At 70.6% G+C, this 26,512-nt stretch carries 26 protein-coding genes and 1 pseudogene; 13 read left to right on the forward strand and 14 right to left on the reverse strand.

Features of this window, described 5'->3' with window-relative positions; genetic code table 11:
- Positions 1-3: 3 nt before the first annotated feature.
- Complete coding sequence (locus OHA61_RS30330) at positions 4-1,143, reverse strand: hypothetical protein (RefSeq protein ID WP_406307528.1); 1,140 nt, start codon at positions 1,141-1,143, stop codon at positions 4-6.
- 58 nt (positions 1,144-1,201) lie between these two features.
- Positions 1,202-1,441: a hypothetical protein gene (locus OHA61_RS30335; protein WP_406305700.1), complete on the reverse strand. Its 240-nt coding sequence runs from the start codon at positions 1,439-1,441 to the stop codon at positions 1,202-1,204.
- Positions 1,442-1,759: 318 nt separating this feature from the next.
- Here OHA61_RS30335 and OHA61_RS30340 point away from each other — a divergent pair, with 318 nt between their 5' ends.
- The 4 genes and pseudogenes from OHA61_RS30340 (at position 1,760) to OHA61_RS30355 (ending at position 5,767) form a co-directional block, all read left to right on the forward strand.
- On the forward strand, positions 1,760-3,214 hold the full coding sequence (locus tag OHA61_RS30340; RefSeq protein ID WP_406307530.1) for an alkaline phosphatase PhoX: 1,455 nt from the start codon (positions 1,760-1,762) through the stop codon (positions 3,212-3,214).
- 441 nt (positions 3,215-3,655) lie between these two features.
- Positions 3,656-5,233: a TROVE domain-containing protein gene (locus OHA61_RS30345; protein ID WP_406305701.1), complete on the forward strand. Its 1,578-nt coding sequence runs from the start codon at positions 3,656-3,658 to the stop codon at positions 5,231-5,233.
- A gap of 16 nt (positions 5,234-5,249) precedes the next feature.
- Positions 5,250-5,494: pseudogene (locus OHA61_RS30350) on the forward strand (hypothetical protein); the annotation flags it as partial.
- A 42-nt stretch (positions 5,495-5,536) separates the two neighbouring features.
- Positions 5,537-5,767, forward strand: coding sequence for a hypothetical protein (locus tag OHA61_RS30355; RefSeq protein ID WP_215093417.1), 231 nt, complete (start codon positions 5,537-5,539; stop codon positions 5,765-5,767).
- A gap of 79 nt (positions 5,768-5,846) precedes the next feature.
- Here the strand turns inward: OHA61_RS30355 and OHA61_RS30360 are convergent, their stop codons facing one another.
- The 3 genes from OHA61_RS30360 to OHA61_RS30370 form a co-directional block, all read right to left on the reverse strand.
- The gene (locus tag OHA61_RS30360; protein ID WP_406305702.1) at positions 5,847-7,064 is read right to left on the reverse strand and encodes a TerD family protein; all 1,218 of its coding nucleotides are present in this window, start codon (positions 7,062-7,064) and stop codon (positions 5,847-5,849) included.
- Positions 7,065-7,135: 71 nt separating this feature from the next.
- Complete coding sequence (locus tag OHA61_RS30365; protein ID WP_324990203.1) at positions 7,136-7,354, reverse strand: hypothetical protein; 219 nt, start codon at positions 7,352-7,354, stop codon at positions 7,136-7,138.
- A gap of 90 nt (positions 7,355-7,444) precedes the next feature.
- A complete protein-coding gene (locus OHA61_RS30370) occupies positions 7,445-8,254 on the reverse strand; it encodes an NAD-dependent epimerase/dehydratase family protein (protein ID WP_406305703.1) in 810 nt (269 codons plus the stop codon).
- A gap of 238 nt (positions 8,255-8,492) precedes the next feature.
- On the opposite strand from OHA61_RS30370, the gene OHA61_RS30375 reads away from it, so the two are divergent.
- From OHA61_RS30375 to araD, 4 genes are all read left to right on the forward strand, one after another.
- Complete coding sequence (locus OHA61_RS30375; protein ID WP_406305704.1) at positions 8,493-9,437, forward strand: 5-dehydro-4-deoxyglucarate dehydratase; 945 nt, start codon at positions 8,493-8,495, stop codon at positions 9,435-9,437.
- Positions 9,434-10,597, forward strand: a complete 1,164-nt coding sequence (locus tag OHA61_RS30380) for a hypothetical protein (protein ID WP_406305705.1) — start codon at positions 9,434-9,436, stop codon at positions 10,595-10,597. The genes OHA61_RS30375 and OHA61_RS30380 overlap by 4 nt, the downstream gene beginning before the upstream one ends.
- A gap of 70 nt (positions 10,598-10,667) precedes the next feature.
- Complete coding sequence (locus tag OHA61_RS30385; protein ID WP_406305706.1) at positions 10,668-11,579, forward strand: dihydrodipicolinate synthase family protein; 912 nt, start codon at positions 10,668-10,670, stop codon at positions 11,577-11,579.
- Positions 11,576-13,315: an L-arabinonate dehydratase gene (gene araD, locus OHA61_RS30390; protein WP_406305707.1), complete on the forward strand. Its 1,740-nt coding sequence runs from the start codon at positions 11,576-11,578 to the stop codon at positions 13,313-13,315. Before OHA61_RS30385 ends, araD begins: the two co-directional genes overlap by 4 nt.
- A 51-nt stretch (positions 13,316-13,366) precedes the next feature.
- Here the strand turns inward: araD and OHA61_RS30395 are convergent, their stop codons facing one another.
- The 6 genes from OHA61_RS30395 to OHA61_RS30420 all read right to left on the reverse strand — a co-directional run bounded on the left by OHA61_RS30395 (position 13,367) and on the right by OHA61_RS30420 (position 19,115).
- Positions 13,367-14,818 carry a peptidoglycan D,D-transpeptidase FtsI family protein gene (locus OHA61_RS30395; protein ID WP_406305708.1) on the reverse strand — a complete coding sequence of 484 codons (1,452 nt, stop codon included), beginning with the start codon at positions 14,816-14,818 and terminating at the stop codon, positions 13,367-13,369.
- A gap of 80 nt (positions 14,819-14,898) precedes the next feature.
- Complete coding sequence (locus tag OHA61_RS30400; RefSeq protein WP_406307532.1) at positions 14,899-15,516, reverse strand: response regulator; 618 nt, start codon at positions 15,514-15,516, stop codon at positions 14,899-14,901.
- A 35-nt stretch (positions 15,517-15,551) separates the two neighbouring features.
- Positions 15,552-16,802, reverse strand: coding sequence for a sensor histidine kinase (locus OHA61_RS30405; RefSeq protein ID WP_406305709.1), 1,251 nt, complete (start codon positions 16,800-16,802; stop codon positions 15,552-15,554).
- Complete coding sequence (locus OHA61_RS30410; RefSeq protein ID WP_406305710.1) at positions 16,799-17,788, reverse strand: hypothetical protein; 990 nt, start codon at positions 17,786-17,788, stop codon at positions 16,799-16,801. The genes OHA61_RS30405 and OHA61_RS30410 overlap by 4 nt, the downstream gene beginning before the upstream one ends.
- Positions 17,789-17,867: 79 nt before the next feature.
- Positions 17,868-18,344 (reverse strand): GNAT family N-acetyltransferase, encoded by a 477-nt coding sequence (locus OHA61_RS30415; protein ID WP_406305711.1) that lies wholly within the window; start codon positions 18,342-18,344, stop codon positions 17,868-17,870.
- Complete coding sequence (locus tag OHA61_RS30420) at positions 18,345-19,115, reverse strand: IclR family transcriptional regulator (RefSeq protein WP_406305712.1); 771 nt, start codon at positions 19,113-19,115, stop codon at positions 18,345-18,347. It lies immediately after the preceding gene.
- A 131-nt stretch (positions 19,116-19,246) separates the two neighbouring features.
- Between OHA61_RS30420 and OHA61_RS30425 the strand changes: the two genes are divergently transcribed.
- From OHA61_RS30425 to OHA61_RS30440, 4 genes are all read left to right on the forward strand, one after another.
- A complete protein-coding gene (locus tag OHA61_RS30425) occupies positions 19,247-20,785 on the forward strand; it encodes an aldehyde dehydrogenase (NADP(+)) (RefSeq protein ID WP_406305713.1) in 1,539 nt (512 codons plus the stop codon).
- Positions 20,786-20,790: 5 nt separating this feature from the next.
- Complete coding sequence (locus OHA61_RS30430; protein ID WP_406305715.1) at positions 20,791-21,405, forward strand: DUF1349 domain-containing protein; 615 nt, start codon at positions 20,791-20,793, stop codon at positions 21,403-21,405.
- Positions 21,406-21,533: 128 nt separating this feature from the next.
- Positions 21,534-22,253 (forward strand): DsbA family oxidoreductase, encoded by a 720-nt coding sequence (locus OHA61_RS30435; protein ID WP_406305717.1) that lies wholly within the window; start codon positions 21,534-21,536, stop codon positions 22,251-22,253.
- A gap of 69 nt (positions 22,254-22,322) precedes the next feature.
- The gene (locus OHA61_RS30440) at positions 22,323-23,369 is read left to right on the forward strand and encodes an aminotransferase class V-fold PLP-dependent enzyme (RefSeq protein WP_406305718.1); all 1,047 of its coding nucleotides are present in this window, start codon (positions 22,323-22,325) and stop codon (positions 23,367-23,369) included.
- Here the strand turns inward: OHA61_RS30440 and OHA61_RS30445 are convergent.
- Positions 23,318-23,902 (reverse strand): MarR family winged helix-turn-helix transcriptional regulator, encoded by a 585-nt coding sequence (locus tag OHA61_RS30445; RefSeq protein WP_406305719.1) that lies wholly within the window; start codon positions 23,900-23,902, stop codon positions 23,318-23,320. The genes OHA61_RS30440 and OHA61_RS30445 overlap by 52 nt on opposite strands.
- Positions 23,903-24,038: 136 nt before the next feature.
- Between OHA61_RS30445 and OHA61_RS30450 the strand changes: the two genes are divergently transcribed.
- Positions 24,039-25,118, forward strand: a complete 1,080-nt coding sequence (locus OHA61_RS30450) for an alkene reductase (protein ID WP_406305720.1) — start codon at positions 24,039-24,041, stop codon at positions 25,116-25,118.
- 87 nt (positions 25,119-25,205) lie between these two features.
- Here the strand turns inward: OHA61_RS30450 and thpD are convergent, their stop codons facing one another.
- Both thpD and OHA61_RS30460 read right to left on the reverse strand, forming a co-directional pair.
- The gene (thpD, locus tag OHA61_RS30455; RefSeq protein ID WP_406305721.1) at positions 25,206-26,102 is read right to left on the reverse strand and encodes an ectoine hydroxylase; all 897 of its coding nucleotides are present in this window, start codon (positions 26,100-26,102) and stop codon (positions 25,206-25,208) included.
- 3 nt (positions 26,103-26,105) lie between these two features.
- Positions 26,106-26,510, reverse strand: a complete 405-nt coding sequence (locus OHA61_RS30460; RefSeq protein WP_406305722.1) for an ectoine synthase — start codon at positions 26,508-26,510, stop codon at positions 26,106-26,108.
- Positions 26,511-26,512: the final 2 nt, after the last annotated feature.

Below are 26,512 nucleotides of genomic sequence, written 5' to 3' on the forward strand. Positions count from 1 at the left end.
CCGTCAGGCCAGCTGCTCGGCGATTTCGACGCGCAGCAGCGCGCGGACGTTCTCGATGTGGTTCGCCACGGTCACGACCGACGAACCCGCGAACAGCAGACCGACCGCGACATTGTCGAAGGAGGTCACCAGCGAGCCGGAGTCGCCGCCCGCCGAGATGTTCGTCGTGAGGATCTGGTCCTTGAAGCGGGCCGTTCCCGCTGTGCCGTAGTTGACGTCGATCGTCGCGTCGACCGCCACGATCCGGCCGAAGCTGACGTTCGTCGTGCGCCCGGTCTTCTTGACCAGGTCGCCGACCGCCACATTCGCCCTGCGCCGCCAGGCCCGCGGCGCCGCGCCGAAGTACTGCTCGCGCGTCGCGTCCTCGAATTCGACCTTGCCGAGCGCCGCGTCGACGACGTTGTTGTGCCGGTCCAGCGGGATCTGAGGTGCGAACTGGATGGTGATGAACCGGTCCAGCGTCGCGATCCGGTCCGCCGGGTCCTGACCTCCGTCGAACACACCGGGCTGCACGATCGGGCTGCCCAGCTGCGCGCGGTTGGAGTCGGCGAGCACGTGGTTGTTGCTGAGGATGTAGAACTTCCCCGGCACGCCGAGCCCCGGCCCCGGCGGATCCGTCGTGGCCCCGGGCAGGAAGTCGTACACCACGCTGCCGAGCGTTCCGGCCGTCACCCGTACATTGCCCACCGAGATCCCGGAGGGCGCGGGCCGCAGCCGGCGCCGCAGGAGCTGGGGCTCCAGGGTGCCCATCTCGCGGAGCTCTTCGAGCAGCGGCTGCGACAACTGTGAGAGCTGGTCGGCGGCACTGCCGTCGGGCCGGTACGCAGCCTCCGGCTCCACTCCGCGACGCGGCTGCTGCCGTTGCAGGCGCTGCGCGGAGACATGACCGACCGCGATCACATCGGTCGGCGTTCCGTCGTCCATCTGCCGTGGGACGACATCCCGTTCGGGCAGCATCGACTCCGGGACCTTCTGGGTCACGAAGACGAGCACGGCCTCTTGGCCCGTCGCGCGTCCGTCACTCCATTTCACGCCGTGGCCGAAGCCGACGACGTTGGCGAGCGGCGCCTGCGGTCGCAGGAAGTCGCTCATCGCCTGCTGCCGCGAGCTGTCACTGACCTGCCCGCCGGTCGGTCCTCGCATCATTTCGGGCTGGCTCGTCACGCCAGTCCACCTCTTCCCCTGGTCCGAAGGGGTTCCCTCAGCGCTCCTGGTCGTGAGCGGTCACATCACCGATGGCGAGCACGCGCACCGGTACGCCCTCGAGCTGTGCGGGAACCACGTCTTCTGCCCGGAGCCGGTCACGGGGCACTTTGCGGGTGACGAAGACGACGATCACGTCCACGCCCGAGTGCTCGTCCCTCCCGGTGCCGACACCGGTCACATTGGCCAGCCGCATGAGCCGGCTCTCATGGAGTTCGCGAGCCCGTTTCACGTCCATCCGGGATGGCTCGCCTCCCCCCGCAGGTGGTGCAGGTGCACGGCATGTCTATTGCCAGGGCACTCGGGGGTCAAGGAGTACCGCACTAAATCATGGGTTTGGTTATGATCCGTTCCTGATGACCTTCTTTACGAAGATTATTCGGACGAGTCGTCAAGTACGCGCATACGAAGCCGAGTTGAGGTCGCCCGCCGTCCCGCGGGCATTCATGGACGGCGTGGACTCCCGATGTCGGCCGGAGTTAAATCGCCGTTCAGGCACGCGCGGAAGTGTGTGCCCGTCATCAGCCAGCCGGATGTGTTCCTTCAGGAGTACTCGATGCCGCTCACCCGCAGGGAATTCACCAAACAGTCCGCGCTCACCGGCGCCGGCGTCGCCCTCACCGGCGTCGTCGGCTCGCTCGCCACCGCGCCCGGCGCGCTCGCCGCGGAGGACACCGCCGAGACCGCCGAGACTGCCGGTCACGGCCACCACGAGCCCGGCTACGGGCCGCTGATCCCCGACCCGAAGAAGATCCTCGCGCTGCCCGCCGGATTCAGCTACGAGATCATCACGCACAGCGGCGTCACCAAGCTGGACTCGGGTGAGTTCACCCCCTCCAACCACGACGGCACGGCCACCTTCGACGGGCCGCGCGGGGTGACTCTCCTCGTCACCAACCACGAGCTCAAGGGCCCCCGCTCCGGCTGGAAGTACCCGGTGCCGCTCGCCGAGGGTCTGGTCTACGACCCGGCCGCGTCCGGCGGCTGCTCGGTCGTCGAGGTCCACCGCAGCGGCGAGGTCGCCCAGTGGGTCGGCATCGCGGGCACCTCCACCAACTGCGCCGGCGGCCGCACCCCGTGGGGCACCTGGCTCACCTGCGAGGAGACCGAGGACCTCGCCGGCAAGAACGGCATGACCAAGGACCACGGCTACGTCTTCGAGGTCGACCCCTACGACCGGCGCGTCAACCGTGACCCGAAGCCCGTCAAGGCCTTCGGACGGTACGCCCACGAGGCCGTCGTCATCGACCCCAAGCGCGGCCACGCCTATCTGACCGAGGACGCCTCCGGCCCGAACGGCCTGCTCTACCGCTGGGTCCCGCCGGAGGGTTTCCGGCACGGCCGCGGACACCTCCGGCACCTCGCCGACGACGCGGGCGTACTCCAGGCGACCAAGTGCTACGACTCCGGCGGCCGTTTCGTCGACGACCTGTCCCGCGCCACGAAGATCGGCACGGTCTACGGCGTCGACTGGGTCGACGTGCCCGACCGCGACGGCCGCACGATGCCCGTACGCAAGCAGTTCGCGGACAAGGACATCACCCGCGCCCGCAAGCTCGAAGGCATGTGGTGGGGCGACGGCGGCGTGTACATCGTCTCCTCCTACGCCCGCGCGGAGAGCCCCGGCACGGCGCACGACGGCCAGGTCTGGTTCTACGACCCCAAGCGCCGCACCCTCACCCTGAGGGTGCTGCTCGGCGTCAACCCCGACCCCTCCAAGGACGGCGCGCTCGACGGCCCCGACAACATCACCGTCTCCCCGTACGGCGGCCTGGTCATCGCCGAGGACGGCGAGGGCGTCCAGCATCTGTTCGGCGCGACCGAGCGCGGGCGCACCTATCCGATCGCCCGCAACGAACTGAACATCGGCACCGAGGAGGAGCCGGAGTTCAGCGAGTTCACGGGGGTCGTCTTCTCGTGCGACGGACGGACGCTCTACGCCAACATCCAGACCCCGGGCATCATGCTCGCGATCACGGGGCCCTGGAAGCGCCACGCGCAGCGCGACTAGAAACAGGCGTCACACGACGCCGTGGTACGCCCCTACCGTCTTCGCGGTGCGGGCGTACCAGCCCGCCGCGTCATCCCGCCCGCGGCCGTAAAAGCCTTGGCGCACCCGAAGGTTGCCCTCCTAGAGTGATCCATGTCCGAGGGGGAAGGCAGAGCCTTTCCAGGACATCACAAACTCATGCACCTCCCGGTGCGCAGGCTGCGGCTACTTCCTCCAACGAAATCACGCCGCCGCCATCTTTGAACTCGGGAGGCTCAGCATTCGGGATGCCCGGTGCGCAGGCAACGGTTACTTCTCGGACCGGGAGGATGCGGGTTCGAATCCCGCCCAGCCACGGTTGGTGGAGCAATCAGGAAGCTCGCCCGGCTACAGTCCGTCGCCGACCCCTGATCTCGGGCACCCCTTTTGCTGCGCTTCCCCCAAGAATTCGGGGGAATTCACATGGCACGCTTCAATACCCGCACCGCGAAGGCGGGAGCGACCTCGCCCGTCCGCTCGACCGGCCGCACCCTGCGTACCCACCAGGGCGGCACCGGCTCCGAGCGCGATGCACGCTCCGAGCTCTTTCTGCTCGCCGTCGCCAACTTCGTTTCGCAGCAGACCTTTTACGAGTCCGCCGGCAGCCGCGACGACCGATTCACCCGTCTTGTGCGCAAGCTCGCCGTCGAGGACCCCGCGTGGACCGCGGGACTGCTCGGCTGGCTGCGCGGCGAGGGCAATATGCGAACCGCCTCCATCGTCGGTGCCGCCGAATACGTCAAGGCGCGCCTCGACGCATCCGCGACCGCGGGCCCGACGAACCGTCAGGTCGTCGATTCCGTACTGCGCCGCGCCGACGAGCCCGGCGAACTGCTCGGCTACTGGACCTCGCAGTACGGCCGCAATGTGCCCAAGCCCCTCAAGCGCGGCATCGCGGATGCCGTGGCGCGCCTTTACAGCGGGAAGTCGCTGCTGAAGTACGACACCGCGTCCAAGGGCTATCGCTTCGGCGACATCCTCAATCTGGTGCACGCGGCGCCCGATCCCGCGAAGCCGTGGCAGGGCGCGCTGTTCCAGTACGCCCTCGACCGCCGGCACAACCCGGACAGCGCCGAGCCGCCCGCCTCGATCCGTACCCTCACCGCCCACCGGGCGCTGATGGCCCTGCCGGTCGCCGAGCGGCGCGCGGTGATCACCGCGCCCGGCGCCGCCGAGCGGCTCGCCGAGGCGGGGATGACCTGGGAGGCGCTGGCGGGCTGGCTACAGGGACCGATGGACGCGGCGGCCTGGGAGGCCGTCGTCCCGTCCATGGGCGCGATGGCACTGCTGCGCAATCTGCGGAACTTCGACCAGGCCGGGGTCTCGGACAAGGTCGCGGCGCAGATCGCAGCGCAGATCTCGGACCCCGAAGTCGTCGCGGCATCCCGGCAGTTCCCGTTCCGCTATCTCGCGGCGTACCAGCACGCCCCGTCGCTGCGCTGGGCCTACGCACTGGAGAAGGCGCTCGGCCACTCGCTGGCCAATGTGCCCGCGCTGCCCGGCCGGACGCTGATCCTTGTCGACCGCTCGGGCTCCATGTGGTCGCGTCTTTCGGACCGCTCCGAGCTCAACCGGGCGGACGCCGCCGCGGTGTTCGGCGCGGCGGTGGCCATGCGGGCCCAGAGCGCGGACCTCGTCGAGTTCGGCACGGACAGCGCGCGGGTGAAGTTCCGCTCGGGGGAGTCCGTACTGAAGGTCCTCGGGCGCTTCGGCGGGCTCGGCGGCACCAACACCACCGAGGCCGTCCGCAAGCACTACAAGAACCACGACCGGGTGCTGATCGTCACCGACGAGCAGGCGGCGTACAGCTACTACGGCGACCCGACCGAGCAGGTCCCGGCGCACATCCCGGTCTACACCTGGAACCTGGCCGGGTACCAGGCGGGCCACGCGCCCTCGGGCAAGCAGAACCGGCATACCTTCGGTGGCCTCACGGACGCGGCTTTCCGGATGGTGCCCCTCCTTGAGCGGGGCCGGGAGGCCGACTGGCCCTGGGCCTGAGTGCGGCAGGCTGCCGGGTGTGTTCTTCGACACCGTGGTGGTGTGCTCGGTGACCGGCGGTACGCAGGCCGGGCTCGTCGAGGAATTCGGGGCTCTCGAACACCGCCTCACTCATCGGAGTGGAGCGCGCACCGAGAGGCACGGACATCGAGCCGGAGCCCGAACGACCTGGTCAAACGCGGGGAAATCGGCGCCGGACCGGGGGTGTTTCCTGCCCGTCTCGGCGGCCGGCCGGCGCTCAACGCCGACAGCGCGCGGTTCCGACGTGGCGTGGCGGGCCCCCGAGGGCCCATACTCCAGGTAATGACAAAGTCAGCCGGATCCCGCCGCTATTTGCCCTCCAGTCCCTTCAACAAACCGGCCGCGGCCGCCCCGCCGATTGAGCAGTACGAAGTGGGCGACCGGGTCTCGCACGACCAGTTCGGGCTCGGAAGAGTCATCGCAGTCGAAGGAGACAACGCCGCCGTGCTTGTCGACTTCTCGGGGCGCCAGGGAAGAATCCTGAGCCCATACTCCAAGCTGGCCAAACTCTGAAGACCGTGGCCGCCGGGCCCGCCATCACCTGAGAATCGGTGGCGGACCCGGCGGTGGCGGTTGCAAGGGGCTGTCTTGGTCACAGCGCCTGGGCGGCGGGCTTGACCATGCCCCGCACCGTGCGGGACTTCACGAAGTCGCCCATCGCGGTCATCTCCCACTCGCCGGAGAACTGCTTGATCAGCTTGGCCATCATCACGCCGGTCTGCGGCTCCGCGCCCGTCAGATCGAAGCGGACCAGCTCCTCGCCCGACGCCGCGTCGATCAGCCGGCAGTAGGCCTTGGCGACCTCGGTGAACTTCTGTCCCGAGAAGGAATTGACGGTGAAGACCAGACCCGTCGCATCGGCCGGGAGACGGCCCAGATCCACGACGATCACCTCGTCGTCACCCGCACCCTCACCGGTCAGATTGTCGCCGGAGTGCTTGATCGCGCCGTTGAGGATCGACAGCTTGCCGAAGTAGCAGCTGTCGATGTGGTTGCGGTTCGGGCCATAGGCGATGACGGAGGCGTCGAGGTCGATGTCCTTGCCGCGGAAGGCGGGCTCCCAGCCGAGGCCCATCTTGACCTGGGAGAGCAGCGGGCGGCCGCCCTTGACCAGCGAGACCGTCTGGTTCTTCTGCAGGCTGACCCGGCCCTTGTCCAGGTTGATCTTCCCGGCGCCGGGGGCCGGAGCCGCGGGGGGAGCGGCCGGCGGGGGCGGCATGGGCGCGGCGAGACGCGGATCGACGGACGGGGCGGCTGCGACGGGTGCCGGGGCGGCGGGAGTGGGGGCCGAGGGGGCGGCCGCGGGCTCCTCGTCGACGGAGACACCGAAGTCCGTGGCGATGCCCGCCAGCCCGTTCGCATAGCCCTGGCCGACCGCACGGGCCTTCCAGACGCCGTTGCGCCGGTAGATCTCCACGACGACCAGCGCGGTCTCGGTGCCGAGCTGCGGCGGGGTGAAGGTGGCCAGCGCGCTGCCGTCGTCGGCATTGCGGATGGTGGCGGTGGGCTCGATGCCCTGGAAGGTCTGGCCGGCGGCGTCGGGGCTCGCCGTGACGACGACCTTCTCGATTCCGGGCGGGACTGCGGAGGTGTCCACCACGATCGCGTCGGGGGCGGTGCCCCCGCCGGAGCGGTAGCTGACGCCGGGGCCCGCCGGCTGGTTGTAGAAGATGAAGTCGTCGTCGGAGCGCACCTTGCCGTCGGCGGTGAGCAGCAGGCCCGATACGTCGAGCCGCACCGGGGCGGCGACGTCCACCGCCACGCGGGCGGCGGAGAGGGGGATGTTCGAGCCGGGGGTCATAGCTGTCATGCCAGATGTAACGAGCGAGGGCGCTTTACCGTTCCCTTACCTTTGGGCCGACTCTCGATTGATCTCGCGCGCTATCGGTTGCGCGGATGGTTGCGGGCCGTCCGTTCGTTGCCGAATTTGTACGCCCCGGTCCAGCGGGCCATCACCAGTTGGGGGTCGCCCGAGCCCACCTCGGCCAGGAACTTCTCGGCGCGAGCGCCGCGCAGCGTCCCGGCCGCGCGGCCGCGGTGTGTGATGACAACGCTGCCGTCGCCGTGCTGTGCGTAACTGAATCCGAAGGGCTTGGCCATGGCCGACATCCTGGCCGGGGCGCGGACCCTCGGCACCTGAATTTTCTTCCCCGCGTGTCTTCTTCCCCGCGTGGTGCCGGGCGCGCCCGGTCAGTACGGCCACCGGGGCGGGTTGGTGGTGAAGTGGCCGCCCAGATGCGCGTGGTCCGGGTTGTCCGGGTCGAGTTCGCCCTGTTCGGCGAGGAGTTTGTCTGCGTACTGCTCCGAGTCGTCCTGCGGCTCGTAGCCCAGCGAGCGCGCCGTCGACAGGTCCCACCACAGGCGGGTGTTGGCGGACGAGCCGTAGACGACGGTGTGGCCGACACTCTCGGCGGTGAGCGCCGCGTGGAAGAGGCGGGCGCAGTCGCCGGGGCTCAGCCAGACCGACAGCATCCGCACCGACGTGGGCTCCATGAAGCAGGAGCCGATGCGGACTGAGACGGTCTGAAGGCCGTGCAGGTCCCAGTACAGCTGGGCCAGGTCCTCGCCGAAGCACTTCGACAGACCGTAGAAGGTGTCCGGGCGGCGCGGGGTGTCGACGGGGATCAGGGGGTCGTCCCCCTGGGGGCGCGGGGTGAAGCCGACCGCGTGGTTGCTGGAGGCGAAGACGATGCGCTTCACGCCCTCTTCGCGGGCCGCCTCGTAGAGGTTGTACGTCCCTTCGATGTTGGCGCGGAGGATCTTCTCGAACGGGGCTTCCAGGGAAATGCCGGCGAGGTGGATGATCGCGTCGACGCCCCGCACCGCCTCGCGCAGCGCCTCTTTGTCGGCGAGGTCCGCGGTGATCGCGTCCGGCACGCCCTCTATGAGGGTGGCGTCGAAGAGCCGGAGCTCGTAGCCGTACGCGGGCAGGAGTCCCCGCATCAGCGTGCCGAGGCCGCCGGCGGCGCCGGTGAGCAGGACGGTGCGTGCAGCGGGCATGGATGGTTCTCCTCGAAACGCTTAGGTCCCTGGATGACATTCACATCCATGGACACGCTAGGGAGTGGTCCGAACACCGTCAAGTGTGGCGCGGACGGGTCAACTCCGCCTCTGAGTTGCGACTTTTCGTCTTGACCCGCCCTTCGCGGCTGCCTTAGCGTGAACTCGTTCAGGAATATGGACATCGATCAGAATTGTGCACGGGTCGCAGGCTCGGTGCACAGCCCAGGGAGCGCCCGTGACCTCAGCCCCGCTCGCCGCCCGGCTCACCCGGGTCCAAGGACCGCTGTTCTTCCCCGTCACCGCGTACGGACCGGACGGCGCCCTGGACCTCGATGTCTTCCGCACCCATGTCCGGCGGGGCATCGACGCCGGTGCGGCCGCGGTCTTCGCGTGCTGCGGCACGGGCGAGTTCCACGCCCTGACCCCCGAGGAGTTCGGCGCATGCGTCGCCGCGGCCGTCGCCGAGACCGCGGGCGCGGTGCCGGTCGTCGCCGGCACGGGCTACGGCACCGCGCTCGCCGTCCGCTTCGCGGAGATCGCCGAAGCCGCGGGCGCGGACGGACTGCTCGCGATGCCGCCCTATCTCGTCGTCGCCGACCAGCCCGGACTGCTGCGGCATTACACCGCGCTCGCCGGAGCAACCTCCCTCGACGTCATCGTCTACCAGCGCGACAACGCCGTCTTCACCCCCGAGACCGTCGTCGAACTCGCCCGGGCCGACGGCATCATCGGCCTCAAGGACGGCTACGGCGACCTCGACCTGATGCAGCGCATCGTCGGCGCCGTCCGCCGCGACCTGCCCGACGAGGACTTCCTCTACTTCAACGGGCTGCCCACCGCCGAACTCACCGGCCTCGCCTACCGCGGCATCGGCATCACCCTGTACTCCTCGGCCGTCTTCGCCTTCGCGCCCGACATCGCCCTCGCCTTCTACCGCGCGCTGATCACTGGTGACGACAAGACCGTGGGCCGGCTGCTCGACGGCTTCTACGGGCCACTGGTCGACCTGCGCAATCTCGGCCGCGGCTATGCCGTCTCCCTCGTCAAGGCGGGCGTACGGCTCGAAGGACTCGACGTCGGTGACGTACGGCCGCCGCTGAGCGAACCCCTCCCCGCGCACGTCACCGCCCTCGCCGACCTCATCGAGCGGGGCCGCGCGCTGCTGGAGGACGGCGCGTGAAGACCGCCGCCTTCCTCTACCCCTGGGACGTCGTCGGCGACCCCGACGCCGCGGCCCGCGTCGCCGACCTCGGCGTCCAGCAGGTCACCCTCGCCGCCGCCTACCACTCCACGCGCGCCCTGACCCCGCGTCACCCCCGGCACCGGATCGTCACCGCGCAGCACGCCGCCGTGCTCTACGAGCCGGACGAGGAGCGCTGGGCGGGCCGCGAGCTGCACCCGTACGCCGCGGGGGACTGGGCGCTCGGTGACGCGTACGGGGAAGCGGCAGCGGCCCTCGCGGACGCCGGGCTCGAGGTCCACACCTGGGTGGTCCTCGCCCACAACTCCCGCCTGGGCGCAGACCATCCGGACACCTCTGTCGTCAACGCCTACGGCGACCGCTACCCCTGGGCGCCGTGCATCGCCCAGCCCGCTGTCCGTGCACTGCTTGTGGACCTCGCGGCCGAGGCGGCGACCCGGCCGGGTGCCCGCGGCACCGAGCTGGAGTCCTGCGGCTGGTACGGCCTCGCGCATCTGCACGCCCACGACAAGACGGCGGGCGTCGCGCTCGGTGAAGCGGCGCAGTATCTGATGTCCCTGTGCTTCTGCGGCTCTTGCCGGGGCGGTTACGCAGAGCTGGGCCTTGAGGCCGAGCTGCTGGCCGCGGCCGTACGCGACGCGCTCGAGCCCGTATGGGCGGGTGCGGCGCCGGCCGACGCCGGGATCGAGAAGCTGGTAGGCCGCGAACCGGCCGCGGCGACACTGGAGTTCAGGGCACGGACTGCCCGCACGCTCCAGGAGGCCGCCGTCACCGCGGTGCGGGCGGCGGCCCCCGACGGCTTCCAGGTCCTGCTGCACGCCGACCCGGTCGCCCACCACTGCGGCGCCAACGCGGGCGTCGACCCGGCACACATCCTGTCCGTCGCGGACGGCGTGGTCGTGCCGTGCACGGGCGGGCCTGCGCTGCTCACGCCCTTCGCGGAACAGGAGGCGCCCGGGGCGGTGCTCGCGGCGAACCTCACGGTCGTGAGCGGGCTGGGCGGCAGCCCGGGGACGCTGGGGGAGGACGCGGCGCGGGCGGCGGCTCTGGGAGCGAACGAACTGCGGCTGTACCACGCCGGATTGGCATCGGACGCGGACCTGGCGGCGGTGGGGGCGGCGCTGTCGCGGCTGGGCTGAAGAGGGCTTCTTTCCTCACCCCCCTTCCCGAACTGGGGCAAGCCCCCGACCCGTACGAGGAGGACGCAGCATGACCGAGCCCCGACTCCCCGCCCTGCGCACGGCGCTCGCCGATGTCGTGGCCATCCCGGTGACGCCGTTCGCCGTGGACGGCAGCGTCGACGAGAAGGCCCAGCGAGCGGTGCTGCGGCGGCTGCTCGACGCCGGGGTCACCACCCTCACGCCGAACGGCAACACCGGGGAGTTCTACGCCCTCACCCCCGACGAGCGCCGGCGCGCCGTCGAGCTGACCGCCGAGGAGGCCGCGGGAGCCGCGACGATCGTCGCCGGGGTCGGCCACGAGGTGCCCACGGCCGTCGCCGCCGCGCTGCACGCGCGCGACGCGGGCGCGCAGCTGGTGATGGTGCACCAGCCCGTGCACCCGTACGTCTCGCAGGACGGCTGGGTCGACTATCACCGGGCGATCGCCGACGCCGTTCCCGGACTCGGCGTCGTCCCGTACATCCGCAATCCCCTCCTCGCGGGACAGGCGCTGGCCGAGCTCGGTGACCACTGCCCCAATGTCGTCGGCGTCAAATACGCGGTCCCCGACGCGGCCCGGTTCGCCGCCTTCGCGCGCGACGCCGGCCTGGACCGCTTCGTCTGGGTGGCCGGACTCGCCGAGCTGTACGCGCCCTCCTACTGGTCCGCCGGGGCAACCGGCTTCACCTCGGGGCTCGTCAATGTCGCCCCCACCGTCTCGCTCGCCATGCGCGACGCGCTGCGCGACGGACGCTACGCGGACGCCATGACCGTCTGGGAGCGGATCAGGCCCTTCGAGGAACTGCGCGCGGCCCACCAGTCCGCCCACAACGTGACCGTCGTCAAGGAGGCTCTCGCCTCGCTCGGCCTGTGCCGCCGCGAGGTGCGCCCGCCCGGCCATACCCTGCCCGCACAACAGCGTGCCGAGGTCGCCGCCCTGGTCGCGGGATGGGACGCATGACCGCCGAGCGCCCCGAGGAACCGAGCCCCGAACAGCTGCGCAGCCACCAGTGGTACGGCACGGACGGGCTGCGCTCGTTCAGCCATCGCGCCCGCACCCGCCAGCTCGGCTACCTCCCCGAGGAACACCTCGGCAAGCCGGTCGTCGCCGTCCTCAACACCTGGTCCGACATCAACCCCTGCCATGTCCATCTGCGTGAGAGGGCCCAGGCCGTCAAGCGCGGCGTGTGGCAGGCGGGCGGCTTCCCCCTCGAATTCCCGGTCTCCACGCTCTCCGAGACCTTCCAGAAGCCGACCCCGATGCTCTACCGCAACATGCTGGCGATGGAGACGGAAGAGCTCCTGCGCTCCTATCCGGTCGACGGCGCGGTACTGATGGGCGGCTGCGACAAGTCCACGCCCGCGCTGCTGATGGGAGCCGCCAGCGCAGACCTGCCCGCCGTCTTCGTACCGGCGGGGCCGATGCTGCCGGGCCACTGGCGGGGTGAAGTGCTCGGCTCCGGCACGGACATGTGGAAGTACTGGGACGACAAGCGGGCCGGACTGATCGGGGACGCCGAGCTGGCCGGGCTGGAGAACGGCCTGGCCCGCTCGCCGGGCACCTGTATGTCCATGGGCACCGCGTCCACCCTGACCGCCGCCGCAGAAGCGCTCGGTGTCACCCTCCCCGGCGCGTCCTCGATCCCCGCCGTCGACTCCGGGCACGAGCGGATGGCGGCCGCGTCCGGCCGCCGGATCGTCGAGCTGGTGCGGCAGGACCTGAAGCTGTCGAGGATCCTCACGCGGGAGGCGTACGAGGACGCGGTGGCCACCGTCCTCGCCCTCGGCGGCTCGACGAACGCCGTGATCCACCTGATCGCCATGGCGGGACGCTCGGGGGTGCGGCTCACGCTCGACGACTTCGACCGCATCGCCCGTACGGTGCCGGTGCTCGCCGACCTACGGCCCGGTGGCCGGTATCTGATGGAGGACTTCCACTTCGCTGGCGGACTCCCGGCGTTTCTGGGGCAGTTGACCGACGTACTGCATCTGGACCGGCCCACCGTCGCGCATCCGACCCTGCGCGAGCAGCTCGCGGGTGCCCGCGTCCACAACCCCGACGTCATCCGCCCGCGCGACAACCCCCTCGCCCAGGAGGGCGGTGTGGCGGTGCTGCGCGGCAACCTCTGTCCCGACGGCGCGGTCATCAAGCACATCGCCGCCGAGCCCCGGCTCCTGAGGCACACGGGCCCCGCGGTGGTCTTCCCCGACTACCGGACCCTGCAGCGGACCATCAACGACCCGGGACTCGGCATCACCGCCGACCATGTACTGGTGCTCCAGGGCGCGGGCCCCAAGGGCGGCCCCGGCATGCCCGAGTACGGGATGCTGCCGCTGCCCGACCATCTCCTCAGACAGGGCGTACGGGACATGGTGCGGATCTCGGACGCCAGGATGAGCGGCACGAGTTACGGCACCTGTGTGCTGCACATCGCGCCCGAGTCGTACGTCGGCGGACCGCTGGCGCTGGTCGAGACCGGCGACCTGATCACCCTGGACGTCGCGGCGCGCACGCTGCGGCTGGAGATCACGGACGAGGAGCTGGCGGGGCGCAGGGCCGCCTGGACGCCGCCGCCCGAGCGGTACGAGCGGGGGTACGGCGCGCTCCACAGCGAGCAGATCACCCAGGCGGACACCGGCTGCGACTTCGCATTCCTTGCGAAACCGGGCAAGAACCCCGATCCGTACGCGGGTTGACCCCGCCGGGAACAAGGCGGTGCCGGGCAAGGCCCGTGCCGCCGCGGGAGGTCAGGACTTCAGGGCCGCGGCCATCATCTTCTGCGCGATGGGCGCGGCCAGCCCGTTGCCGCTGACCTCGGAGCGGGCCGCGCCCGAGTCCTCGATCAGGACGGCGACCGCGACCTCCTTGCCGCTGCCGGAGTCCTTGGCGTACGAGGTGAACCAGGCGTACGGCGTCTTGCTGTTGTTCTCGCCGTGCTGGGCGGTGCCGGTCTTGCCGCCCACCTCGGCGCCGTCGACCTTGGCATTGGTTCCGGTGCCGTCCTCCACCACGGTCACCATCGCGCTGCGCAGCTGCGCGGCGGTGGACGAGGAGACGATCCGCTGCGATGCCGCGTCCTCGTACGACTGAAGCGTGTTGCCGTCCGCGTCCACGACCTTGGAGACCATGTGCGGCGCCCGCATGACGCCGTCGTTGGCGATCGCCGCGGAGACCATGGCCAGCTGCATCGGGGTCGCGGTCACATCGAACTGGCCGATGCCGCTGTAGGCGGTCGAGGGCTTGTCCATCCCGGTCGGATACACACTGGGCAGGGCCCGCACGGGGGAGTCCTGCTTCTTGTCGTTGAAGCCGAACTTCTCCGCCATCGCCCGGACCTTGTCCTGGCCGAGGTCGACGGCCAGCTTCCCGAAGACGTTGTTGCAGGAGTACTGGAGCGCGGTGCGCAGGTTCGCGTTCTCGCAGGGTGCGGACTTGTTCTCGTTCACCAGGACCCTGGTCGTGCCGGGCGGGGTGTACGGATCGGGGCTGTCCGTCTTCGTGTCCACCGAATCGTAGAGACCGTCCTCCAGGGCCGCCGCCGCGACCACCAGCTTGAAGGTCGAACCGGGCGGCAGCGGCTGCCGCAGCGCGCGGTTGACCAGCGGCTTGTCCTTGTCGGCCAGCAGCTTCTTCCAGGCGTCGCCGTCCGTCGTCCCGCTGATCTTCGAGGGGTCGTACGAGGGCGTGCTGACCATGCCCAGGATCTTGCCGGTCTTCGGGTCGATGGCGACGGCCGCGCCCTTGGTGTCGCCGAGTGCCTCGTAGCCCGCCTTCTGCACTGCGGGGTCGATGGTGGTGAGCACGTCGCCGGGCTCCTGCTGCTTGCCGGTGAGCGCGTCGACGGGGTTCTTCAGCCGGCTGTCAGTGCCGTCCAGGACATGGCTGTAGATGCCTTCCAGCTGGGTCGCGCCGTATGCCTGCGAGCTGTAACCGGTGACCGCCGCGTAGAGCGAGCCGTCGGTGTAGGTGCGCTTGTGGGCGAGGTCGCTGCCCTCCGTCCTCTTCGAGCCGGTGATCGGTGACCCGGCCACGATGATGTCGCCCAGCGGCTGCGCGTACTGCGCGATGATCTTCCGCCGGTTGTGTTCGTCGTCCGCGAGGGCCCGGGCTTCGTACGCCTGCACCCAGGTCGCCCGTATCAGCAGGGCGAGCACCAGCAGCAGCGAGAAGACCGCGGCGTTCCTGATCGTCTTGTTCATCCCACAGGGGAGACGCCCGGGCGGGACGTGCCGTTCCTGCTGGCCGGGCTTCTCAGGGAATCCTCATCCGCCGGCCGGCCTCAGCCCGGTGAGATGAACCCCGACTCGTACGCCGCGATCACTGCCTGGGTACGGTCCCTGGCGCCGGTCTTCGCCAGGACCGAGGCCACATGCGTCTTGGCCGTCGCGGGACCCACGCCCATCCGCCCGGCGATCTCCGCGTTCGTCAGCCCGGTCGCCATCAGCCGCAGCACCTCGGCCTCGCGCTCGGTCAGCCGCGCCGCCCACGGCGGGAGTGCGGCGGTGCGGCGGCCGCCGTATTCGGCGGCCAGCGAACGCACGGCCGCGGGGAAGAGCAGCGAGTCGCTGCGGGCCACCAGACGGACCGCCTGGACGAGCTCCTCGGCCGCCGCCCGCTTGAGCAGAAAGCCCGCGGCCCCGGCGCGCAGCGCGTCGTACACATAGGAGTCGTTCTCGAAGGTCGTCACCACGAGGATCCGCGGCGGATCGTCCAGCGTCGCCAGGATCTGCTCGGTGGCCCGGATGCCGTCGATCTCCGGCATCCGTACATCCATCAGGACCACGTCGGGCCGCAGCTCACGGACCACCGGCACCGCCTCCGCGCCGGTCGACGCCTCGCCGATCACCTCCAGGTCGGGCTCGGCGTCCAGGATGACGCGCAGCGCCGTACGGACCATGCGCTCGTCGTCGGCGAGGACGACCCGGATCACGCTCACCGGTCACCGCCCAGCGGCAGCCGCGCGGACAGCAGCCACACCGTGCCCCGCGCTTCCGCCTGCGCCCGTCCGCCCAGCAGCGCGGCCCGCTCGGCCATGCCGCGTACTCCGCGGCCGCCTCCCGGGCGGGCCACCGGCGCCCTGTCGGGCAGCGGATTCTCCATCGTGATCTCCAACTCCTCGCCGCACAGGGCGATCCACAGGTTCACCGGGGACGCCCCGGCATGGCGCAGGGCGTTGCTCAGCCCCTCCTGGACGATGCGGTACGCCTCGCGCGATACGGGCGCGGGGACGGCGGCCAGGTCGCCATCGGCGCTGAGCGACACCGGGACGCCACTGCGCGCGAGCAGTCCGTCCAGGGTGTCCAGGGTCGGTCCGTCGAGCTGGGTGAGCTTGTCGTCGTCCTGGCGCAACAGGCCAAGTACGGAGTCGAGTTCGCCCACCGTGCGCCGGGTGGTCTCCTCGATCGCGGCCAGTGCCTCCCGTACGAACTCCGGGTCGCTGTCCAGGACCCGGCGGGCCGCACCCGCCTGCAGGGTGACGGCGCTCAGGGCGTGGCCCACCGAGTCGTGCAGCTCGCGGGCGAGCCGGTTGCGCTCGGCCAGTTCGGTGGCCCGGCGCTCCGCGGCGGCCAGCCGGTCCGCGGGTGTGGGGCCGAGCAGGACCGGCGCCTGGCGGGCCAGCAGAGCCCCGGCAGCCGCCGCACAGGCCGCGAGCGCGATCAGCATGGCCATCCCGGCGAACGGGAACAGGACCAGCTGCCAGGCAGGGTAGAGGGGCAACTCGAGCCGGCCCCGCAGCGCGGGGAAGAACGGAAGCACCATCAGGCTCACGGCGAACGGCGGCAGCGCGAGTGAGGCGCCGCTGATCAGCGCGCCGATTCCCGCATGCAGCGTGAACCAGCCCGAAGCCCGCAGCCGCGCGTCCCGCGAGCGTGCCAACCCTTCCGCGAACCGCTCGGCGGGCACCCCGCACAGGGCCTTCGCCAGGGCGACCGCCAGCGGTCTGGTGAGCGGGAAGAACAGCGCGGTCACCGCGGCCATCGGCAGCGCGATGCCGTACGCGCCGAACTGGAGGGCGAGGGAGTCGGTGAACATGTCCTTGGCACCGACGAGCGGGCCGACGATCACCGTGCCCACCAGCCAGTACGGCATCAACAGGGCGCCGCCCAGGATCAGATGGAGCCAGCGGAGACTGGCCCGCGTCCCGAACAGCGCCCGGGCGGACGCCCCCAGCACTCTCCTCACGCGCCGCGCCGCCGCACGAACGAGGCCGTCCCGATGATGACGAGCAGACCGACGATCATGCCCACAGCGTAGGTCAGGGCCATCAACCCCGATGCCCGCTCGCCTTCTTCGGCGCCCGGCAGCACCGCGGCGATCAGCAGCCAGATGCCCCAGCAGCCCACCGCGCCCGAGCCGAGCCAGGCCATGGCCAGCGGAGTCCTCACCCGCAGTGCGGGGACCGGGCGGAAGGCGAGCAGCAGCGCTCCGGCCAAGGCTGCGGCCACGAAGAGGGCGTTTACTCCTTCAAGCACGTAGAAGTCGGCGGTGCGCTGCTCGATCCGCGTCGCGGAGAGGCCGGCCGTCGAGCCGCAGGCCCACAGCAGGTGCATCGTGGCGGGGAAGAGCGCGAGCACGGCGGCGGCCATTGCGGTCACCTTCAGCGTCCGCCCGGTGGCGGCCTCGGGCAGGTCCCAGACCACCCCGCGCCACACATGGCCCCAGCGCTCGCGGGCGTACAGCACGAAGAGAGTTCCCAGAGCCAGGCCCTGGACGATGAAGCCCGGGTAGACGACCCCGAAGACCCAGTCGTCGAGGAAGGGCTTGTCCCCGGTCCGCTGCGGCTGGGCTCCGGTGACGGCGTGGGTCAGCAGCTGAACCGGGAAGCCGACCATGATCGGGAGGAGCAGACCGCCGGCGATCCACACGGGTGTGGCAAGCAGCCAGGCGGGGACACGGCGCCCCCACGCCTGGGTGAGCAGCAGCGCCAGGACGATCACGGCGCCGTCCATCAGGACGGTGACGCTGTTGGCGACGGCCATCAGGGCGCGGTGCTCCAGCAGCACACTTCCGTCGGGGATGCCGATCCTGCTGCCGGAGATCCACGCGATCTTGAGCGAGAGATACGGGACGCAGGAGGCGACGGTGAGGGTGCGCAGCACCCTGTGCGCACGCGGGACGCGAAGCGGGACGTGGGCCCCGGAGACGGGAGCGAGCGTTGTCCGTGTCATGGCGACCACGCTCCCGGCAGGGCCCTGCCGGCGCCTCCTGCGCTGCGACGATTCGCCTCCGCCGTACGGCGGAGATGGCTCAGCCCGCCAGGGTGAGAAGCAGCTCGTCGGTCTGTTCTCCTCTGGCGTGCGCGAAGCCCCGGTCCTTGCCGGTGACGGTGAATCCGCACTTCTCAAGGACCCGGATCGAGCCCGCGTTGTCGGCGGCCGCGCGGGCGTGCAGCGGACGCGTAGGTACGAGTTCGAGCAGCGCGCGCAGTGCGGCGGTGGCGACGCCACGGCCCCAGTAAGCGCGGTCGATGAAATACGTGACCTCGCGCTCCTCGGGCGGTCCGTACACGGCGGTGTGGCCGACGACCGCACCGTCGGCCAGCACGGTTCTTATGACCGCGTCCGAGGCGCGGATCCGTGCCCAGTGCGCGTCGAAAGCGGCACGGTCGGTGGGGTCTTCACAGGTGAAGGCCGCGATCCGGTTCGACTCGGGATCGCTCATGTGCCGGAAGAAGTGCGGCAGATCGCTGTCGAGCACCTCGCGCAGGGCGACGGACAGGGTCATTCACAGCCTCCGGGTGGCGAGCGTGAGCCGGTCGCGGGCGTCGAAGAGCGCGTCCTTGATCATCTGCTCGTGGCCGGGGGTGAGCCGGGCCACCGGCACCGAGCAGCTGATCGCGTCGCGGGCCGGGGTGCGGTAGGGAATCGCGATGCCGAAGCAGCGCAGCCCGAGGGTGTTCTCCTCGCGGTCCACCGCATAGCCCTGCTCGCGGATCAGATGCAGCTCCTCGATGAGCTTCTCGCGGTCGGTGATGGTGTGCTCGGTCAGCGAGGCCAGGGTCTCGGGCAGCATCTTGCGCACCTGCTCGTCGCTGTGGGTGGCGAGCAGCGCCTTGCCCAGCGAGGTGGAGTGGGCGGGCAGCCGGCGGCCGACGCGGGTGAAGGGGCGCAGATAGTGCTGCGACTGCCGGGTGGCGAGATAGACGACATTGGTGCCGTCGAGCCGGGCGAGGTGGATCGTCTCCGTGGTGTCGTCGGAGAGCCGGTCCAGGGTGGGCCGGGCGGCGGAAACGACCTCGTCGCCGTCGATGTAGGAGGTGCCCACAAGCAGTGCCCGTACGCCGATGCCGTAGCGCGTACCCGTCGCGTCCGTCTCCACCCAGCCGAGCTCCACCAAGGTGCGCAGCAGCATGTAGAGGCTGGACTTGGGGTAGCCGACGGCCTCCTGGACGGCGGCGAGGGAGTGCATGCCGGGGCGCCCGGCGAAATACTCGAGCAATTCCACCGTCCGCACCGCGGACTTGACCTGTGCCCCACCGGAATCGGCAGTTGTCATTGCTCCTCGCCCCTTCTTGACCGCGCAGAACGCCCGGAAATAGAGTCCCCACAGATTCATCATCAGGAACTTTGTTCAGAATACCGAACAAAAGCCCTGATGGGTGGCAGTAGAGCGGGAAGGAAGCCGCGGTGGCAGCAGCACCAGTCTGGAGTGTCGACCCCCGAACCGGGAACCCGCGTGAGCAGGTTGCGGTGGAGTCCACGACCGAGGAGATCGACCGCGCGGTCCGCGCCGCACACGCCGCCCGCCCAGCGCTCGCCGACCGGAGTGTACGCGCGCACCTGCTGCGCACCGCCGCCGACCTCCTCGACGAGGCGCGGGGGCACGTCATCGAGGCCGCCGACGCCGAGACCGCGCTCGGCCCGACCCGCCTCACCGGCGAACTCGCCCGCACCACCGCCCAGTTGCGTGCCTTCGCCGACATCGTCGACGAGGGCGCCTATCTCGACATCCACATCGACCACGCGGACGGCAGCCGCACGCCGCCCTGGCCGGACCTGCGCCGCTACAAGATCCCCCTCGGCGTCGTCGCCGTCTACGCCGCGAGCAACTTCCCGCTCGCCTTCTCCGTGCCCGGCGGTGACACCGCCAGCGCGCTGGCGGCCGGCTGCCCCGTCGTCGTCAAGGCACACCCCGACCACCCCGGCACCTCCGAACTCTGCGCGTCCGTCCTGCGCAGGGCCGCTCAGCACGTCGGCCTGCCCGAGGACGTCGTGGCCCTGGTGCACGGCTTCGAAGCGGGCGTCGAGCTGGTGCGCCACCCGCTGATCACGGCGGCCGGCTTCACCGGGTCCGTACGTGGCGGACGCGCGCTCTTCGACGCCGCGGCCGCCCGGCCCGCGCCCATCCCCTTCCACGGTGAACTCGGCTCCCTCAACCCCGTCGTGGTCACCGAGGCGGCGGCCGGGGAGCAGGCAGAACAGCTCGGCGCCGGGCTGGCGGGCTCGATGACCCTGGGGGAGGGCCAGTTCTGCACCAAGCCCGGCTTCGTCCTGGCCCCCGCCGGTGACGCGGGCGACCGGCTGCTGAAGTCCCTGACGGACGCCGTCAGCGAGACCGAGCCCGGCGTCATGCTCGACCACCGGATGCGCGCGGCCTTCGTCGACGGCGTACGGGAGCGGGCGGCACTGCCTCAGGTCGAGGCCCCCATCACCCCGGGAGCGGGCGGCGAGCACACCGTCAGCGCGGGCTTCCTCTCCGTACCGGCCCGGCTGCTGGCCACCGAAGGTCCGCACGACCTGCTGCTCGAAGAGTGCTTCGGGCCGGTCACCGTCGTCGCGCGCTACGAGTCCGACGCCGAGATCACCGCGGTCCTCGGCCGCCTCCCCGGCAACCTCACCGCCACCCTCCACCTCTCCGACGGTGAGGCCGCGGGCGAGGGCCGGGGAGCCGAGCTGCTCGCCGAACTCACCCCGCTCGCGGGCCGCGTCCTGGTCGGCGGCTGGCCCACCGGCGTCGCCGTCGCCCCCGCCCAGCACCACGGCGGCCCCTACCCGGCCACCACCTCCACCTCCACCTCGGTCGGCGCGACCGCGATCGAGCGCTGGCTGCGCCCGGTGACGTACCAGACGACGCCTCAGGCACTGCTTCCGCAGGAGCTGCGCGACGACAACCCGCTCGGTCTGCCGCGTCGGGTGGACGGCCGCCAGGAGACTCCGCGAAGCTGAGCGCTGTGAGCGACCAGATCGAACTGCCCGAACTCCCCTTCCCTCTGCGCCCGTACGGCCCCGACGCCAACTGGTCGTACGAGAAGGGCGTGCTGACCGGCTGGGCCGGAGCCCGGCAGGACCGTTTCGTCCCGCCCGCGGGCGATGCGCTGGAACCGGCATCCGACGCGCCGCGCCTGCTCGGCGCACCGGAGGGCGACTTCCAGCTCATTGCCCGCGTCACGGTCGGCTTCGCGGGGGCCTTCGACGCCGGCGTGCTCTATCTGCATGTCGGCGAGCGGGAGTGGGCCAAGCTCTGCCTGGAACTCTCCCCGGACAAGCCCACCATCTGCACGGTCGTCACCCGCGGCCACTCCGACGACGCCAACTCCTTCGTGGTCGACGGGGACAGCGCGTGGCTGAGGATCAGCCGCACGGGCAAGGCCTTCGCCTTCCACGCGTCGACGGACGGCGAGCGCTGGACCTTCGTACGGATCTTCGCGCTGGGCGCCGAGGAGCAGGCCGGGGCCGCGCTCGTCGGCTTTCTGGCGCAGTCCCCGGTGGGCGAGGGCTGTGTGGTGACCTTCGACAGGATCGAGTTCCGCGAGGGCTGGCCCGACGGGCTGCGCGACGGCAGCTGAGGAGCAGCGGCCTCGGCCTGTCGCCGGGACACCGGGGAATGAGCCGGTCACGCACTGCGTTGACTCCGCAGCGGAGGATGCCTCCGTACAGCCCTGCCCCCCCCGCCCGACCCTGGAGTGAATGAAGCATGCGCGTCGAGATCTGGAGCGACATCGCCTGTCCCTGGTGCTACATAGGCAAGGCCCGTTTCGAGAAGGGGCTCGCGGCCTTCGCCCACCGTGACGAGGTCGAGGTCGTGCACCGCTCCTTCGAGCTCGACCCGGGCCGGGCCAAGGGCGACACCGCCCCGGTCATCGACATGCTCGCGCTGAAGTACGGACGGACCCGCGAAGAGGCCCGGTCGATGGAGGAGCAGGTCGCCGCCAACGCGCGCTCCGAAGGGCTCGGCTACCGCACCGAGGGCCGTGACCACGGCAACACCTTCGACATCCACCGGCTGCTGCACCTGGCCAGGGCCCGCGGCCGTCAGGACGAGCTGCTCGACCTCGCCTACCGGGCGAACTTCGCCGAGGAGCGGTCCGTCTTCGACCCCGAGATCCTGGTGGACCTCGCGGTCGAGGCGGGTCTGGACGCGGACGAGGCCCGGGCGGTCCTCGCCGACGAGGACGCGTACGCCGACGACGTACGGGCCGACGAGCGCGAGGCCGCCGAGCTGGGCGCGACCGGGGTGCCGTTCTTCGTGCTGGACCGGCGCTACGGGGTCTCGGGCGGCCAGCCGGCCGAGCTCTTCACCAAGGCGCTGGAGCAGGCGTGGCAGGGCAGGGCCATCACCCCGATCGGCGCGGACGCGGCGGCCTGCGACGCCGACGGTTCGTGTGAGGTTCCGCAGGCCGGAGCCCATACTTAAGCGCTGCTGAGGGGTGTGTCTCAACGATTCGCGATTGACCTGGCGTTGAGGGCGCCGCAGGGTGATCTCATGGAGACCTTGGGTGGCGCCGAGTTCGCGCCGCAGACGACGTATCTGAACACCTCCACCGGCGGGCTGCTGCCGCGCCGGACCGTCGAGGCGGTGAAGCTGCTCGCCGACGAGCTCGCGGCAGGGCGTCCGGGCGGCGCCGGTGAATGGTCGGAGGTGACCGCCGCCAGGCAGTCCTTCGCCCGGCTGAGCGGTGTGGACGAGGGGCGCGTCGCCGTCGGAGGTTCGGTCTCGGTGCATGTCGGGCTGATCGCGTCCTCACTCCACCCCGGCGCTGAAGTCCTCTTCCCGGAGGGGGAGTACGCCTCGGTCATCACGCCCTTCACCGTGCGCGGCGATCTCAAGGTGCGCTACGCCCCGCTGGAGCAGCTGGCCGACGCGGTGGGTCCTGGCACCTCGATGGTGGCGTTCTCCTCGGTACAGTCCTCGGACGGCAGGGTCGCCGACATGCCCGCCATCCGTGCCGCCGCGGCCGCGCACGGGGCCCGTACGCTCGTCGACGCCAGCCAGTCGGCGGGCTGGCTGCCGCTGGACGCGGCCGCCTGGGACTTCACGGTCACCGGCGCCTTCAAGTTTCTGCTCTGCCCGCGCGGTGTCTCGTTCCTGACCGTGACCGAGGAGGCCCAGGAGACCCTGGTGCCGATCCACGCCGGGACCTTCGCCGCCGAGGATCTGTGGGCCACCACCTACGGGCCGATCGAGGAACTGGCCCACTCGGCCCGCCGGTTCGACGAACCGCCCGCATTCCTCTCGTACCACGGCGCCAAGGAGTCCCTCGCGCTGCTCGAAGAGACCGGCATCGACGCCGTACACGCGTATGACACGGCGCTCGCCCGGCGGTTCAGGGACGGCCTGACGGAGCTCGGGCACCGGCCGGTGCCCGGCGATTCGGCGATCGTGGCCGTGCCGGGGATCGGCGACCGGGTCCCCGGTCTTGCTGAAGCGGGAGTGATCGTCTCGGAGCGGGCGGGCAATCTGCGCGCCGCCTTCCATCTCTACAACACGGCCGCCGACGTCGACTGGGCGCTGGACGTGCTGTCCGGCTGAGACCGGCCGGGGCAGTCCGCGGTCTCCGTGCAGAGATTCCCCTCGACCTTCCCGAGGAGCCGGGTCAGCTCACGGCGCTCGTCGGGGTCGAGCCCGGCGAGGGTGTGCTCCTCCAGGTTCGCCCAGGCCGCCTGGACCGCGGAGTGCAGGCCGCAGCTGTCCTGGGTCGCCTCGACGAGCACCGCGCGCCGGTCGCAGGGGTCGGGGCGGCGGCGGACGTGTCCGGCCTGTTCCAGTCGCTGGAGCATCTTGGTCACGGTGGACGGGTCGAGCTCGACGGCCTTGATCAGCTCCGACTGGCGCACGGCGCCGGCGTCCCACAGATGCATCATGACCAGTTCCTGCCCCGGGTAGAGCCCGGCTCCCCGTAGCAGCTTGCCCGCCGCCATGCGGTGCAGCCGGGCGACCCGGGAGACGGCGAGGCTGACGGGCCCGCCGAGCGCGACGGTCGGCAGCGACCCGGTGCAGACGTCATCGGCCGCGGTCTCGGGCGACTCGGTACAGACGGGATCGGCCGCGGTCTCGGGCGTCATCGGGGCCTCCTCGGCAAGGGTGCGACTGTCACATGGACAGTGTCTCCGAGAATTTTACCTTGGTCGGCCAATTAATGGTCTACAGTGGCATCCGGCGACAATACTTGGCCGACCATATAACTCTCTGGGAGTACCCATGACCACCGCGTTCGACCCCGTAGAACTGTCCGGCACGCAGCTCGCGAACCGCATCGCCATGGCGCCGATGACCCGCAGCCGCGCGTACGGCGACGGCCTCACGGTCACTGAGTCCACCGTCGAGTACTACAGCCAGCGCGCATCGGCCGGGCTGATCGTCACCGAGGGCATCCAGCCCTCCGTACTCGGCCAGGGGTACCCGAATACTCCCGGTCTGCACACCGACGAGCAGGTCGCCGCCTGGCGCAAGGTCACCGACGCCGTGCACGCCAAGGGCGGCAAGATCTTCGCCCAGATCATGCACGCCGGACGCATCGGCCACCCGGTGCTCTGGCCGGACCAGGAACTGGTCAGTGTGGCGCCCTCGGCCGTCGCCCCCGCCGGGCAGCTGTACACGCACGAGGGACCCAAGGACTTCATCGCCCCGCGCGAGCTGGGCGCCGACGAAATCCCGGCCATCATCGAGGAGTTCGTCGAGGCGGCCCGTAACGCCGTCGCCGCCGGCTTCGACGGTGTCGAGCTGCACGGCGCCAATGGTTATCTCATCCACCAGTTCCTGGCCCCCAACACCAATCTGCGCACCGACGAGTGGGGCGGCTCCGTCGAGAACCGCATCCGCTTCGCCGTCGAGGTGACCAAGGCCGTGGCCGAGGCGATCGGCCCGGAGCGGACCGGACTGCGCGTCTCTCCCGGCAACGCGTACAACGACATCGCCGAGACCGACACCGAGGCCGTGTACCCCGCCCTGATCAACAAGATCGAGCCGCTGGGCATCGGCTATCTGCACATCGTCGAGATGGTCCCCGGATACCGGGAGATCACGCTGGAGCTGCGCGAGAAGTTCAGCGGCACCCTGATCCTCAACCCGGCGACCGAGGGCCCGACCGACCACGCGGCGCTCGGGCTGATCGAGGACGGGACCGCGGACATCCTCGCCTTCGGCGCGCTGTTCCTGGCCAACCCCGACCTGCCGGTCAGGCTCAAGTCCGAGGGCCCGTACAACACCCCGGACACCGCCTCCTTCTTCGGCGGCGACGACAAGGGCTACATCGACTACCCGGCGCTGAGCGCGAACTAAAACCCGGCACGGCACGAGGGCGGGGCCGGTCCCATCGGACCGGCCCCGCCCTCGTGCCGTGCCGAGATCAGCGCACGGGTCGTACGGTCAGCGCACCGGTGTGAAGTCGCGCGCACCGATGAAGGAGGGCCGCGGCACCGGCGCCGCGAAGGGCTCCTGAGCCGCGTTCTCCACGCTGTTGAAGACGATGAAGACATTGCTGCGCGGATACGGGGTGATGTTGTCCCCGGAGCCGTGCATGCAGTTGCAGTCGAACCAGGTCGCGGACCCGGCCCGGCCGGTGAACAGCCGGATGCCGTGCCGGTCGGCGAAGCGGGTCAGCGCCGCGTGCGACGGGGTGCCCGCGTCCTGCATCTGCAGCGACTTCTTGTAGTTGTCCTTCGGCGTCTCGCCCGCGCAGCCCAGGAACGACTTGTGCGAGCCGGGCATGATCATCAGCCCGCCGTTGGTGTCACGGTTCTCGGTCAGGGCGATCGAGACCGAGACGGTGCGCATGTTCGGCAGTCCGTCCTCGGCGTGCCAGGTCTCGAAGTCCGAGTGCCAGTAGAAGCCCGAGGCGCCGAAGCCCGGCTTCACGTTGATCCGGGACTGGTGGACATACACGTCGGAACCGAGGATCTGCCGGGCCCTGCCCACCACCCGCTCGTCGCGCACCAGCGAGGCGAAGAGCTCGCTGAGCCGGTGCACCTCGAAGACCGAGCGTACGTCCCTCGACTTCGGCTCGATGATCGAGCGCTCATCCGCCCGTACGGCGGGATCGGCGATCAGCCGGTCCAACTCGCCGCGGTACAGGACGACTTCGTCCTGCGAGATCAGCTCGTCGACCGTCAGGAAGCCGTCCCGCTCGAAGCCCATCAGCTCGGACGGGACGATCGGCCCCGGCGCGCCGGGTGCGGACCAGACGACCGGGTCCTGGCGCGGGGTCATCACCTCGCCCACGCCACGGGTCGGGTACAGGTCGGCGCGTACAGCGGCGGTGGTCATTTCTCAGCCCTCCTCGGACTCGGTCAGCAGCGGATAGACGCCGTTCTCGTCGTGGTCCTCCCGTCCGGTGACGGGCGGGTTGAAGACGCAGACACAGCGGAAATCGGTCTTGGGACGCATGGTGTGGCGCTCATGGCCGTCCAGCAGATACATCGTGCCGGGCTCGATCCAGTGGGTCTCGCCCGTCTCGTCGTTGGTGAGCTCGGCCTCGCCCTCGACACAGAGCACGGCCTCGATGTGGTTCGCGTACCACATCGACGTCTCCGTACCCGCGTAGAGCGTGGTCTCGTGGAGCGAGAAGCCGACCCTCTCCTTGGCGAGCACGATGCGCTTGCTCTCCCAGGTGCCGGAAGCGGCCTTCACATGGCGATCGGTGTTCTCGATGTCCTTGAACGATCGGACGATCACGG

Origin of the sequence: Streptomyces sp. NBC_00885 (assembly GCF_045207475.1) — a bacterium.
Taxonomy (GTDB): Bacteria; Actinomycetota; Actinomycetes; order Streptomycetales; family Streptomycetaceae; genus Streptomyces.

Coding starts and splice junctions, on each gene's coding strand:
- OHA61_RS30330 (WP_406307528.1), bottom strand. CDS start 1,143: ATGCGAGGACCGACCGGCGGGCAGGTCAGTGACAGCTCGCGGCAGCAG.
- OHA61_RS30335 (WP_406305700.1), bottom strand. CDS start 1,441: ATGGACGTGAAACGGGCTCGCGAACTCCATGAGAGCCGGCTCATGCGG.
- OHA61_RS30340 (WP_406307530.1), top strand. CDS start 1,760: ATGCCGCTCACCCGCAGGGAATTCACCAAACAGTCCGCGCTCACCGGC.
- OHA61_RS30345 (WP_406305701.1), top strand. CDS start 3,656: ATGGCACGCTTCAATACCCGCACCGCGAAGGCGGGAGCGACCTCGCCC.
- OHA61_RS30355 (WP_215093417.1), top strand. CDS start 5,537: ATGACAAAGTCAGCCGGATCCCGCCGCTATTTGCCCTCCAGTCCCTTC.
- OHA61_RS30360 (WP_406305702.1), bottom strand. CDS start 7,064: ATGACAGCTATGACCCCCGGCTCGAACATCCCCCTCTCCGCCGCCCGC.
- OHA61_RS30365 (WP_324990203.1), bottom strand. CDS start 7,354: ATGGCCAAGCCCTTCGGATTCAGTTACGCACAGCACGGCGACGGCAGC.
- OHA61_RS30370 (WP_406305703.1), bottom strand. CDS start 8,254: ATGCCCGCTGCACGCACCGTCCTGCTCACCGGCGCCGCCGGCGGCCTC.
- OHA61_RS30385 (WP_406305706.1), top strand. CDS start 10,668: ATGACCGAGCCCCGACTCCCCGCCCTGCGCACGGCGCTCGCCGATGTC.
- araD (WP_406305707.1), top strand. CDS start 11,576: ATGACCGCCGAGCGCCCCGAGGAACCGAGCCCCGAACAGCTGCGCAGC.
- OHA61_RS30395 (WP_406305708.1), bottom strand. CDS start 14,818: ATGAACAAGACGATCAGGAACGCCGCGGTCTTCTCGCTGCTGCTGGTG.
- OHA61_RS30400 (WP_406307532.1), bottom strand. CDS start 15,516: ATGGTCCGTACGGCGCTGCGCGTCATCCTGGACGCCGAGCCCGACCTG.
- OHA61_RS30410 (WP_406305710.1), bottom strand. CDS start 17,788: ATGACACGGACAACGCTCGCTCCCGTCTCCGGGGCCCACGTCCCGCTT.
- OHA61_RS30415 (WP_406305711.1), bottom strand. CDS start 18,344: ATGACCCTGTCCGTCGCCCTGCGCGAGGTGCTCGACAGCGATCTGCCG.
- OHA61_RS30420 (WP_406305712.1), bottom strand. CDS start 19,115: ATGACAACTGCCGATTCCGGTGGGGCACAGGTCAAGTCCGCGGTGCGG.
- OHA61_RS30435 (WP_406305717.1), top strand. CDS start 21,534: ATGCGCGTCGAGATCTGGAGCGACATCGCCTGTCCCTGGTGCTACATA.
- OHA61_RS30440 (WP_406305718.1), top strand. CDS start 22,323: ATGGAGACCTTGGGTGGCGCCGAGTTCGCGCCGCAGACGACGTATCTG.
- OHA61_RS30445 (WP_406305719.1), bottom strand. CDS start 23,902: ATGACGCCCGAGACCGCGGCCGATCCCGTCTGTACCGAGTCGCCCGAG.
- OHA61_RS30450 (WP_406305720.1), top strand. CDS start 24,039: ATGACCACCGCGTTCGACCCCGTAGAACTGTCCGGCACGCAGCTCGCG.
- thpD (WP_406305721.1), bottom strand. CDS start 26,102: ATGACCACCGCCGCTGTACGCGCCGACCTGTACCCGACCCGTGGCGTG.